Annotated in this window: 8 protein-coding genes; 2 read left to right on the top strand and 6 right to left on the bottom strand. The window is 69.1% G+C overall.

The genetic code is table 11. From position 1 onward, the window contains the following. Positions 1–2: 2 nt before the first annotated feature. Positions 3–1,265, top strand: coding sequence for an MFS transporter (locus ACFVM3_RS28135; protein ID WP_378442989.1), 1,263 nt, complete (start codon positions 3–5; stop codon positions 1,263–1,265). A 254-nt stretch (positions 1,266–1,519) separates the two neighbouring features. After that, a complete protein-coding gene (locus ACFVM3_RS28130) occupies positions 1,520–2,695 on the top strand; it encodes a diguanylate cyclase (RefSeq protein ID WP_378442988.1) in 1,176 nt (391 codons plus the stop codon). 27 nt (positions 2,696–2,722) lie between these two features. Here the strand turns inward: ACFVM3_RS28130 and ACFVM3_RS28125 are convergent, their stop codons facing one another. Genes ACFVM3_RS28125 through ACFVM3_RS28100 form a run of 6 tightly spaced genes read right to left on the bottom strand, consistent with a single transcriptional unit; the run spans position 2,723 to position 11,793 of the window. After that, positions 2,723–7,678, bottom strand: a complete 4,956-nt coding sequence (locus tag ACFVM3_RS28125; protein ID WP_378442987.1) for an RHS repeat-associated core domain-containing protein — start codon at positions 7,676–7,678, stop codon at positions 2,723–2,725. Positions 7,679–7,712: 34 nt separating this feature from the next. After that, positions 7,713–8,225, bottom strand: coding sequence for a YbaB/EbfC family nucleoid-associated protein (locus ACFVM3_RS28120; RefSeq protein ID WP_378442986.1), 513 nt, complete (start codon positions 8,223–8,225; stop codon positions 7,713–7,715). Beyond that, positions 8,222–8,551 (bottom strand): type VII secretion target, encoded by a 330-nt coding sequence (locus ACFVM3_RS28115; protein ID WP_378442985.1) that lies wholly within the window; start codon positions 8,549–8,551, stop codon positions 8,222–8,224. Before ACFVM3_RS28115 ends, ACFVM3_RS28120 begins: the two co-directional genes overlap by 4 nt. After that, positions 8,548–10,491, bottom strand: a complete 1,944-nt coding sequence (locus ACFVM3_RS28110) for a hypothetical protein (protein WP_378442984.1) — start codon at positions 10,489–10,491, stop codon at positions 8,548–8,550. The genes ACFVM3_RS28115 and ACFVM3_RS28110 overlap by 4 nt, the downstream gene beginning before the upstream one ends. Positions 10,492–10,503: 12 nt before the next feature. Beyond that, a complete protein-coding gene (locus ACFVM3_RS28105) occupies positions 10,504–10,911 on the bottom strand; it encodes a hypothetical protein (protein ID WP_378442983.1) in 408 nt (135 codons plus the stop codon). A 30-nt stretch (positions 10,912–10,941) separates the two neighbouring features. Beyond that, entirely contained in the window at positions 10,942–11,793 is an 852-nt protein-coding gene (locus ACFVM3_RS28100) for an ESX secretion-associated protein EspG (RefSeq protein WP_378442982.1), read from the bottom strand. Positions 11,794–12,263: the final 470 nt, after the last annotated feature.

Genomic DNA, 12,263 nt, shown 5'->3' with positions numbered 1-12,263 from the left:
TCATGGAGAAGGGGGATTCCGCTCGGGGCACCGCGTTCAAGGCCGCTTTCGCGGTCGGCGAGTTCCGTGCGCTGTGGGCGGCCGAGGCGCTTTCGCAGGCCGGTGACCAGCTGGCCAGGGTCGCGTTGTCGGTGCTGGTCTGGGAAAGAACGGCGTCGGCGGGGCTGACCGGGCTCACCTACGGCCTGACCTACCTGCCGACGCTGATCGGGGGCACCCTGTTCGCCGGATTGGCGGACCGGTATTCGCGGCGGACGGTGATGATCGTCTGCGACCTGCTGCGCGCGGCGATCGCGGCGCTGATGGCCGTACCGGGAATGCCGCTCTCGGTGCTGGCCGGACTGCTCGTGATCCTGACGATGGCGGGCGGCCCCTTCCGGGCGGCGCAGCTCGCGTTGCTCCCGGATGTCCTCGAAGGCGACCGGTACCTCGCCGGGCTCGCGGTCCGCACGATCACCATCCAAACGGCACAGCTCGCCGGATTCGGCGGTGGCGGGCTGGTGATCGGGTTCGTGACGCCCTACTGGGGACTGGTGATCGACGCGGCGACCTTTGTGGTCTCGGCGCTGCTGGTGTCCACAGGGGTTCGCCGACGACGGCCCGTCGCCGCGGAATCTTCGGTGAAAAGCCGGGTGGCACGGGCTTTCAGCGGTGAAGGCGCCAGAGAACTGTGGCAGGGCAAGGGAATCCGGGTGCTCTTCGGGCTGAAGATGCTCGCCGGGTTCGCCATCGCGCCGGAGGGGCTCGCGGCGCCGCTCGCCGTCGGTCTCGGCGCGGGGACTTTCGCGGTCGGGCTTATTCTCGCGGCGGATCCGGTGGGTTCGGTAATAGGATCGTGGATCTTCACGAAATGGGTTCCGGCGCGACGGAAAACGCGAATGGTCGGCATTCTCGCCATCGCATCCGTCGTTCCTTTGGTCTTTCTCTTCTTTCGCCCGTCGCTGCCGGTATGCCTGGTGTTGATCGGGCTCAGCGGTGCCTTCGCGGCGCCGTACCACCTGCAGGCCGTCGCGTTGATGGCCCGCGCGGTTCCCGACCGCGTCCGGGCTCAGGTGATGGGCCTGACCTCGACGAGTTTGGTGACCGTACAAGGAATCGGGATCATGCTCGCGGGTGGTCTCGCCCAGCTGACCGGCCCGTTCGTGGCCGTCGGGGTGGCCGCGACGGTGGCCGTGGCCTCGGCGGGGCCGATGGCGATGGCCTGGAAACGCGCCATCGCCACCGGACCCGATGTCTGGCTCCCGGCCGGGAGCCGGACCGGCTGAATTGGTGGGATCAGTCCTCGCGACCGTTCATGATGGTCCTCCCTCCCACTGCTCCATCTGTGTGTTCCGGAATTGACTCGAGCCACCCTCAGTACTACCTCGGATACATTGAATTGTGTACGGAAGGGGGACCGGTGACGATGATTATGGGGGATGCGGAACTCGCCGGAGAAGGGACAGGTACACGTCTGAGAGCCTGGGTCCGGCACTGGGAGTTATGGTCCGGACCACGCGGTGTTCCGGCGGTTTTCCTTGTGGTGGAAGGACTCGCGGCGGCAGTCGCGCTCATCGCCCTGCTCCGATCGAACTACGAGACTACGGAATTCGTCCGATTTGGATCACTGCTCGGCCTGGCTGTCCTGCAGGCCGAGCTTTCGCGTTCGGTGGAACGGTTGCGGCGCACGCTTTGTGACCGGCCGCATATCAACATGACTTCGGTGTGGACGTTCGCGGGGGTGCTCGTCCTGCCGCAGGGGCTCGCGCTGGCCCTCGGACTGCTCATCTACCTGCATCTTTGGCTCCGGGTGTGGCGGGGGATGAGCCACCGCCCGGCGTATCGCGTGGTGTACTGTGCGGCCGCGATCGTGATCTCCTGCCTGGCTTCGGGAGCGATCGTCTCCGGGTGGAACGGCCTGCCCGTCGGGTTCGCCGGCTCGCTGAAGATCGTCGAGGCGGCCGCCGTGTTCACCGTGGTCAACGCGTTCATCGTGGCGCTCTCGGTGTACCTGCACACCGGGGCCAGGGCCCCGCGCGCGCTGTTCGGCACCGGCGACGACAACCTGCTCGAGATCACCACCCTGGTGCTCGGGGCCTCGACCGCGCTGGGCATCGTGCACGCGCCCGCGCTCGTCCCGTTCGTCCTGCTGCCGGTGCTGGTGCTGCACCGCAGTGTGCTGGTGCGGCAGCTGGAGATCGCGGCGAACATCGACGGCAAGACCGGCGTCCTCAACGCGCACGCGTGGCACGCGCTGAGCGAGCGGGAGCTCACGTCGGCGGCAAGGGCGAAGAGCAAACTCGGCGTGCTGATGCTCGATCTCGACCATTTCAAGCAGGTCAACGACGTCTACGGGCATCTCGCCGGCGACGTCGTGCTCAAGGTCGTCGCGGAGACGATCTCCGAGCACGTACGCGATTACGACTCGGTCGGCCGTTTCGGTGGCGAGGAGTTCGTCGTGCTGCTTCCCGGCGCGACGGAGAACGACGTGCTCCCGGTGGCCGAGCGTGTGCGGCGGGCGGTGATGGCGCTCGAGGTCGAGGTCGCGACCGCTTCGGGGCCGCGCGTCGTGCGGGGGCTTTCGGTGTCGATCGGCGCCGCGGTCTACCCGTCCGGCGGGACCGTGCTGGAACGGCTGCTGCACGTCGCCGACTCCGCGCTCTACCAGGCGAAGAACAGCGGGCGGAACCGCGTCGTCGCCCTCGCCGCCGCCTGACGACCCGCATTCAGTCCTCTGGATGCGTCAGTCGACGTCCATCGCGTTCGGGTCCTTCTTGCCGTAATCCAGGTCGCCCCAGCCGCCCTCGCCGGTCTGGTACTTCGCCCGGTCGGCCGCGCTCGGCTCCGGGTAGTTGTCGTGGATCCGATCGACTTCCTGCTCGTAGGTCTCGCGGTTCTGCCGCTTCATCTCCTCTGGCCAGTCCCCGTCCCGGATGGTGTCCCTGGTCATGTGCAGTTCCTTGACGTCGTGGCTGGACAGCGGCGGCGTGGTCGCGGTCGTCCCGGGACCGGTGGAGTAGGTGAGGCCCTTACCGCTGGCGTGCGCGTCGTCGATCATCTTGTGGTACGAGTCGTCCGCGATCTTGCCGTCGAGGGTGCCGTCGGTGTTCTTGAACCCGTCCCGGAAGGCGTAGTCGAGCTGGTTGAGCTGGATCGCGGTGTTCGGGTCACCACCCTCCAGCGCGTTGCGCTCGGAGTCGCGGTACTCCTGGCTGTTCTTGAAGCCGCTCGGGTTCGCCGAACCTTCCGTCAGGTCCTGGTCGCCCTTGTTACCGGTACCGATATGCGACGCGTGCGCGGGTTTGGCCTCCTGGTACGCCCAAGCGTGGTTCTCCAGGTCCTTTTGCTCGTGACTCGAACCCCGTGCGCCGCCACTGCCACGGCCGATCGCCTCGTAGGGGACCGGGTGCTCGGACTCGTGGGAATCTCCGGAGACCTTCTCCCGGCCGTCGGCCTTGAGTTCGTTGTCGTACTTCGCCGTGAGCCGGTTCTGCTCACGCTTCTTCGCGCCGTGCGTGCCGTCGAGGTAGCTCTGCGGCGGGCGCCGCGGCTTCTTCGGACCCGGCGCCGGCTTCGGCTTGGTGACGCGGTTGCCCGGCGATTTCGTCTTGCCGCCGCCCCCGCGGGAGCCCTTGCCGCAGGTGCCCGTCTTCGGCCTCGTCGGCGCCAGGCCGAGCGGGTCGATCATGTCCGTCGGGTTGCCGACGTAGGCCAGCGAGTCCGACGCCGGTTCGAGGCCGAGCGGGTCGTGCGAGAGGTACCGCCCGGTGGCCGGGTCGTAGTAGCGCTTGAAGTTGTAGTGCAGCCCGGTTTCCGGGTCGTGGTACTGGCCGGGGAAGCGCAACGGCGTGTACGCCTGCCCTGGCGGCGAGAGCACCTTGCCCCACAACGAGGTGTGCAGATGCCAGGCGACATCGCCCGCTTCGTCGAGCAGTTCGCTCGGTGATCCGACGAGGTCGGTGACGATGGCGTGGAAGCGGGCGTCCTGTCCGGGGATTCGTTCGGTCTGCGTGATCGGCCGTTCCGTGCCCGGCTCCAGGTCCCAGACGACGGCGGCGCCACCGCGGATCTCCTCGGCGAGGTTCGTGCCGTCCCAGGTGAAGTCGATCTGTTCGAGGATCCGGCCCTGGACGTCGAGATGCTGCTTGGCGATCCGCCGTCCGAGCGCGTCGTAGTGGTAGAGCCAGCGCTCGCCTTCGGGGGTGACGACGCCGGTCAGCCGGTCGTCGGAGTTCCACTGATAAGTCCAGGCGCGGCCGGGTTCGCGGCGCGCGATCGTACGGCCCTCGGTGTCGTGCAGATACGACGTCGATCCGGCGCCGGTCATCAGGGTGCCCTGGTAGCGTCGCGGTCCGACGGCCGGATCCGCGCCCGGCCAGCCCGCCTGCGTGATGGCGCCCGCGAGGTTGTAGCCGTAGCTCTCCCGCCAGCCCTGACCCTGGACGTCGACCACGCGGCCCGCCCGGTCGACGCGCAGCGACCGCGGCCCGGACAGCGAATCCGAGATCGACGAAACGAGCCCGTCCAGCAGGTAGCGGTACTCGCGGTGCTGCACGACACCCCGGCCGGTGGACACGGTCTGGGAGGTCAGCCGGTCGGCGGCGTCCCAGCCCTGGCGCAGCTCGACCGGCGTGCCTTCCAGCCTCCGCGCCACTTCCCGGCCAGCCGGGTCGTACTCGAACCGCAGGGTGCGCCCGGCGGTCCGCAGCGCGACGGGGCGGCTCGCCGCGTCGTAGGCGAAGAACGACTCGGCGCCCGACGGCGTGCGCCGCGCGACGCGACGGCCGATGGCGTCGTATTCCGAGCGGACGGCCCGGCCGTTGAGGGTTTCCGAGACGATCCGGCCCAGCGCGTCGTAGGTGATGGTGACTTCGGAATGCGCGTTGCGCGCCGAGGTCATCCGGTCGGCGCCGTCATAGGTGAACGTCGCGACGTCGTCGCCCGCCCGGCGGCCGACGACCCGGCCGAGCGCGTCGCGGTCGAAGGCGACCGTCTGGCCGAGACTGTTGGTGCGCGACACCAGTTGCCCGGCGGCGTCGTAGCCGTAGCGGGTGGTGCGCCCGTTGAAATCGGTTTCCCGGACCAGATTCCCGGCGGGGTCGTGGTCGTAGCGCCAGACGAGACCGTGTTCGTTGGTGACCGACACCAGCCGCAGCTCGGTGTCGTACACATAGGACAGTCGATCGCCGTCCGGGCCGATTTCGGCGGTGGGCAGGTCGAACTGCGAATATTCGGTGCGCACCGCGAGCCCGCGGGCGTCCACGGCTTCGTCGGCCGAACCCGCGGTGGTGCGATTCCAGCGCCAAACGGAGCCGTCGGGGTCGATCTGCTCGGCGATTTCGCCGAAGCCGTCCCATTTCGTCCGGGTGACGCCGCCGAGCGGGTCGGTGACCGAGGTGGTCTGCCCGAACTCGTCGTAGGTGTACCGCGTGACCGCGCCGAGCGGGTCGGTGACGGAGACCGGCAGGCCCGCCGCGTTCGACTCGATCAGGGTGACGCCGCCGAGCTCGTCGGTCACGGCCGCGACGTTACCCGCGTCGTCGTAGCCGTAGGTGGTGACGGCGCCGGTCGGATCCGTGGCACGCACGAGCTTTCCCCGCTCGTCGTACTCGCGGCGCCAGACGGCGCCGTCCGGCCCGGTCCTGCTGGTCCAGCGGCCCGGCGCGGAGTACTCGGCGAGCGCGCGACCGCCGTCCGGCTGCAGCACGGTGACGACGTTCCCGTCGTCGTCCATTTCCCACCGCGTGGTGCGGCCCAAGGCGTCGGTGCGGCTGAGCAGCTTGCCGAAGCGGTCGATTTCGGACCGCGTCGTGTTGCCCAGCGGATCGGTCTCCGCGACGACCCGGTGCAGTTCGTCGAGCTGATACCGGGTGACGTGGCCGAGCGAGTTCGTGACCGAGGTGACCAGGTTTTCCCGGTCGTACTCGATGTCGACGTCGAGGAAGCCGCCGGTGCCCTGTGCCCGCACGACGCGGCCTTCGGAGTCGAAGCCGTATCCGTACCAGCGCCCGTTGACGTCCTCCCAGCGCACGATCCGGCCTTCGGCGTCGTACGTGAACCGCAGGGGCTGACCGGCGACGTCGGTGATCTCGACCAGGCGACGCCGCTCGTCGTACCGATAGCTCCGCAGCGCCGTTTTCGCATCGGGTAGTCGAAGAGCGGTGACGAGTCCGTCCTTCGACTCGACGAGCAGGCGGTAGCCCGCGGAGTGCTCCAGTTCGCGGGGGACGCCGTTGTCGTCGTAGTGCACGGAAATCCGGTGACCGTCGCCGTCCACGATCGCGCGCAGGGGAAGGGTGTCTCCGGGACCGGAGAAGAGCAGCATCCCGTCCGGAGTGGTCACCGCGTAGCCGTCGTCCACTTTGGACAACGGAAGTCGCTGCCCGAATTCCGGAAGGACTGGGCCGGAAAGCGGGACCGGATAGGAAAGCAGTGTCCCGTCGGCGAGCGCGAGATGCAGGCCGTCGTCCTCGATCTCGATCCGCTGGTCCACAGTGGACGCCCACGATGGACCGAAGAACCGGCCGAGGCGGTACGACGAGAGATGCGTCCGCGACACGGTCAGCGGGAGAACGCCGGCGAACACGACGTCGTCCTGGGTCAGCATCATCGAGCCGGTCGCGACGTCGATCGGGTCGCCGCAGCCGCCGCGGTCCTTGGGCGGGACACCGTTTCCCGGATCGTTGTTGTTGTCCTTGATCCGGTTGTTCGTCTCGGGTTTCGGGGCGCCGCGGTCCTTCGGCGGCGGAGGCGGCGAGCCGGACGGCGTGGTCGGCCCGTCCGTCGTCTCGTTCTTCGGCGGAGGCGGCGGGTCCGACTTCACCGGCGGCGGATCGCTCTTGCCGGGCCCCGCGCCGGACGGCGAAGTATCCCCGCCGTCGGGGCTGCTCTTGGGCGTCGTGCCCTCGTCCAGCTTGTTCGGCTTCGGCGCGGGAGCGCCTTTGCCCGGCTGGAGCTTCTTCAGCGCCTTCGCCGCGCTGTCGAACAGGTCGTCCGCACGCTTCAGCAGCGGCATCAGCGCCTGGAGCGCCTTGACGGTCTTCTTCGTCAGGTTCGCGATCTTGCTCGCGGTCTTCGCCACGGCGTTGACCACCTGCGGGACCACCCAGGTCAGCCCGATCCCGAGGGTGAACAGCACCTGGAGCGCCCAGCTGATCAGATGCCCGATCAGCTCGGCGATGATGTCGCGCACCAGCGCGCGGATGGCGGCGACGACCTCGCCCGCCGTCTTCACCCCGCTGGAGGCGCCTTCGCAACCCGCCTTCGCCGACTCCAGCAGTGTGACCGTGTCCTTGGCCTGCGCGCGGTAGGCGTCGGCCGAAACCCCGGTCCAGCTCTGCAGGTCGGCGGAGACCATCCCGGCCAGATCCGCGCCGACGTCGCCGAGTTCGGTCGCGATGTTCATCCAGGTCTCGGCGTTCGCGGCGATCTCGTCGGCGTTGCCGGTGAGCGCGTCGAGCGCCTCCTTGAGCGGGCCGACGTGCTCCATCAGCCAGCCGACACCGTTCGCGAGGATCGCGCCGAAGGGGTCCATCGCCATCGACAGCGCGTCGAGCGCGGTCCCGACCGCGCCCAGCGCCACCGATGCCCAGTCACCGCTTTCGATGGCCGACTTCAGCTCGAACGCGGACTCCAGCAGTGACGAGCCGGTGTACGCCTTCGTCGAGTCCTTTACCTCGGCGACAAGCGGGTTGCCCACGGCGACCTTCCTCGTGTTTCAGCGGACGAGGACCTCACCAGGGCGAGTTCTCCTCGTCGTCCGGCGCTTCGTGACGCTTGTCGCGAGGAGCGGGCGTGTCGGCGGACGGCGCCGGGGGAGCGGGTGGTGGCTCCGAGGACTCTTCCTCTTCCATCTCGGGGAAGCGGCTGCGCAGAGTGCCGATCATCAGCGCCCTGGTCTCCTGGTCCTCGTCGCCGAGCGATTCCTGCATGACCTCGGCGACCTGCCCCGCGATCCCGGACTGCGCCTTGTGCATGGTCTGGAGGATCTGCCGCGACAGCTCCTCCAGCGGATACGTCCTGGCCTTGTTGCCGAACTCGATGTCGGTCACGCCGCCGTCGGCCCCGACGGTGATCTTGACGGCACCGTCGGAGCTGGACGCGGTCAGCCGCAGCTGTTCCGTCCGCTCCTGCGCGGCCGCGTAACGCTGGGCCTTTTCTTCCAGCCCCGCGGCCCATCGATCCATTTTGCGCTGGGCCTCGTCGGGGTCCAGTATGAGCTCGCCGAGCTCGTTCCCGCCGGTCATTGCTTTCCTCCGATGTCCAAGGCCTTGAAGTCCGCCTTGAACGGTTCCGCGTTGGCGCTATCACCGTCCACATAGGACTTGGCCGCGGTGCGGACGTTGTCCGCCGTCGACTGGATGCCTTCCGCGGCCGCCTTGATCGTCTCCGCCGCGCGTTCGCCCGCCGGATTGACGATCGGCGGCAGGAACGCGCACAGCAGGCCGTACGCGTCCGAAGACATCGCCGAACCGGTCGCGCCGTGCGCGGTGTTCAGCCGGTCGACGAGCCCATCGAGATGGCTCGCGTGCGCGGTCAGGTCGTCGGGATCGACCTCGAACGAAGCGGTCACTTCCAGTCCTTGTTCTTCCAGTCACCGATCACCGGCGGCGCCACGACCTCGTCGGCGGCGAAGAAGGACGGGTCGTCGGACTCGACGTAGTCGGCGACCTTGTGCTCCTTGTCCTCCTGGCCCTGTCCCTTGCCCGCACCGGGGGCCATGCCGCCCATCGGGGCCATGCCGGGTGTACCCGGCTTGCCGCCGGAGCCCGCCGCACGGGCCGCGGCCGCGTCCGCGTCCATCGCGCCCGCGCCGACGGCGCCGCCCATGCCGAGCGAGCCCGTCGCCCGTCCGGCCCCGCCGAGGCCACCGCCGCCTGCCCCACCGGCGCCGCCGGTACCGGCACCGCCACCGCCGAAGCCGCTGGTACCGCCACCGCCGGGGATGTTCGGCATGCCGAGTTTGGGCGCGTTGTACGGCGTGCCCTTGTAGGAGTTGCCGTCCGGGAACGAGGGACCGGTGAGCCGGTCGCCGATACCGGGACGCGGCACGGACGGGATGTTCGGCATGACCGGCCGCGGGCCGCCGTTGGGCCCGTTGGGGATCGGGATGTTCGGCGGGGTGAACGGAAGACCGCCACCTGGCCGGGGGCCGCCGCTCTCCGGGATGGGGATGTTCGGCGGGGTGAACGACGGCGGCGTGACGGACGGCGGGGTGTAGCCCGTGGTCCGCGTACTGTCGTCGATCTTGGGCAGGTTCGGGAGGTGGGGGCTCGTCGACGCCGCGGGCTTGTACGTCTCGCCGCCGGCAGGCCCGTTCGGGATGCCGATATTGGGCATGACCGGGCTGGAGCCGGGACCGCCACCACCGGGGCCGCCGCCGGGACCGCCGCCGCCGGGACCGCCGCTGCCGGGGAAGCCGCCGCCCGGTCCGCCGGTCGGCGAGTTGAACGGCGATACACCGCCGGGACCACCCTGCGGCGTCCCGTCCAGCGAGGCGACGAGGCCGTCCGGGCGCGTACGGTCCGAGCCGGCGCCGAAGGGGGTGCCCTCGGCACCTTCGGCCGCGACGCGGTCGCGAAGCGTGCCGGCGGGCGCACCCGCGCCACCTCCGATGGGCGTGCCCTGGAGTTGCCTGGCCGCCTGCATCGTCGGCAGCTTCGGCGGGGCGGGGAACGCCGGGGTGGCGATCGCCGAGCCGACCGTGCTGTCGAAGTCGGTCATCACCTTCGCGGCCTGCTCCCGCGCGTCCTGCTGCTTCTTGAAGGTCGCGAGATCCTTCCCGAGCTGCGCCATGTACACGTGCGGGTCGGTGATCGTCTGCAGGTTGGCGTTGGCCTCCTGCACGTTGAACGCCACCGGCGGGTTCGCCGCCATCAGCTTCTGCGTCTCGTTGAGGGTCTGTGAGTGGATCTGCTGCTGCCGCCCGGCCAATGTCGCGCCGTTCGCGGTCGCGCCGAGCCATTTGCCGACACCGGCGAGGTGTTCCCGGGCCGCGTCGCCGCCCTCGCCCTCCCAGTTGGCCGTGCTCGCGTTGATCGCCTTCGCCAGGTTGCGCTGGTGCGTGGCCAGGTCGTTGCCCGCCCGGATCCACTCTTCGGAGGTCTCGCCCACCGCGGCCGGGTCGGCGTTGTCCGCGATCGCGGCCTGCATCTGCTCGTGGGTGGCGTTGGCCCAGACCGTGGACGGCGGGGTGCCGGGCTGGCGGATGTCCAGGTTCTTGTCGAGACCTTCGCGCGCCTTCTCCAGCTGGGCTTCGTACATCTTCTGCGTGAAGATGTCCTTGAAGCCGTTGAGCGCCGTGTCGCCCCAGCCGAGGATGTTGAAGAGGATGTCCGTCCCGGCCGAGGCCCCGGCCCGGATCTCGTCACCGGACTTGGCCTCGTCCGCCAGCGGCCCGACGTAATAGGCCGACGACGAGTCGGCCGTGATGTCGTAGAAGGGGTCGTCCGGGTTGTACTCCTCGGACTGGGGATCGGAGACCTTCGCGGTCTTCTCCGCGGATTCCGTCACGGGTCTCTCCTCTTAGATCTCGGTGTCGATCCGCGTCAGGGTGCGCCGGTTCTCGTCGTCGCGTTCCCGGTAGTTCCGCTTGGCGAGTTCGATCGCCTCGACGTAGGTCGGGAATTCGGCGCGGGCGGCCTCGAGCTGGGTGAGCAGGCCCTGCGCGTCCGTCGCGGTGCCGTGCATGTGCTCGGACACCCAGCGCGCGGTCGCGGTGGAGCTCATCGGCGGCGTCTTCTGCAGCTTGGTCAGCGCGCTCCAGCGCTCTTCGAGACTGTCGATCACTCCCTGGAGTGAACGGATCATCTCTTCACCGGTGCTCTCGTCGACGGCGAAATGGCCCTGCTTCGCCAGGGCCTTCAGCTCCGTGCCCGCGAGCCGGCCCCGGACCGCCATCATCGGCTGCAGTCGTTGTACTTCCTCGGTCAACGGAGGATCCTCTCGCCCGGTTCAGGAGGGTCAGTAGATGTCGGCGATGGCGTCCCGGATCGCGTTCGCCACGCCCGACTGACTCGCCGGGTCGTAGTGACCGATCACGGCACCGGAGGCTTCGTCGGTCTCGGTCCGGATGAGGTACCGGCCGTCTTCGGTGTCGAGCCAGCTCAGCGGGGTCGAGCGGAGCCGTTCGCCGCGGCGGCCGATCCCGCTCACGATGATGTACCCGCCGCCGAGGCGAGGTCCGGACAGCACCTTCTCCAAGACCTCGACGTCGCTTTCGTCGGTGCGCCGGGCCGGGGCCTCCGGCCGGGCGCGGACGACGCCGGTGAACTGGAGGTTGCCGAACGCGTCGGTCTCCTCCTCGTCGAACTCGGCCTCGGCCTGGCGGCGCGCGGCCATCGCGGAGACGGCGCGCTCCTCCTTCTGCACGATCGTGCGGCGGCCGGTCGACGCGGGGCGCATCCGCGGCAGCACGCCGGAGAGGACCTCGACCAGCTCTTCGTCGGAGAAGAGCGCGAACTGCAGGAGGTCTTCGCCGTGCGCCTGCGTGATACCGAGCGCCTGCCTGCCGTCGGTGAGGGCGAGGACGGCGATGTCCTGGCCGATGCCGTCGATACCGTTGATCGAAACGGTGATCCGGTGGTTCCCCAGCAGCGCGAACGCGGTGCGGACGGCCTGGTTCAGCTCGCCGTTGATCGACAGGCGGCGCTGTTCGAGGTCGGTGTAGACCTTCCGGATGACCGTGGCGTAGCGCTCCGGGTCGATCGAAGTGTTGCGGACACGCAACGGAAACAACCGGACGTCGACGCCGAGCGCCTGCCCGACCACGGTCGCCTCCACCGTCCCCAGCGCGAAATCGGCTCGCTCAGCCATGCTTCTGCGCTACTCCCTCGCGGGCGCCGGGCCCCGACTTTGTTAATGGCCAAAACAAACTAGCACAGCGCATGACACTACGGAACCACACGGACACGGCTGGACCCGATGGAATGGATCACCATGCCCGATCGGGCACTTTTCTTGCCCCTAAAGGAATAGCGGGCACGGTGACCGGCCGGTGCGGGCTCGTCCGGGCCGGGGTGCCGCGAAAGCCACTTTCCGACGTCCGATGTCCCGAAAGTGGCTTTCGCGACACCCACCGGGCTCGCCACAGTGGCCGACTGTCCACAGGGGACGGTTTTCGGAGTGGCGGCACCACCTTGGTGACCGCCACGTGCGCCCCACCTGCACTAGCAGACACAATGGCCGCGCGTGAAGGCCCCCGCCCCTCGGCTCAGCCGAGGAAACTCGACCTTCACACCTTGCCGAGTACATGAAGGCCCCCTTCCTTGCGCCAGGCGCAAGGA

Source organism: Amycolatopsis sp. NPDC057786 (assembly GCF_042797905.1).
GTDB lineage: Bacteria > Actinomycetota > Actinomycetes > Mycobacteriales > Pseudonocardiaceae > Amycolatopsis.
The sequence above is the reverse complement of the archived record's forward strand: the minus strand, read 5'-3'. Positions and strand labels throughout refer to the sequence as shown.

Coding starts and splice junctions, on each gene's coding strand:
- ACFVM3_RS28135 (WP_378442989.1), top strand. CDS start 3: ATGGAGAAGGGGGATTCCGCTCGGGGCACCGCGTTCAAGGCCGCTTTC.
- ACFVM3_RS28100 (WP_378442982.1), bottom strand. CDS start 11,793: ATGGCTGAGCGAGCCGATTTCGCGCTGGGGACGGTGGAGGCGACCGTG.
- ACFVM3_RS28120 (WP_378442986.1), bottom strand. CDS start 8,225: ATGACCGGCGGGAACGAGCTCGGCGAGCTCATACTGGACCCCGACGAG.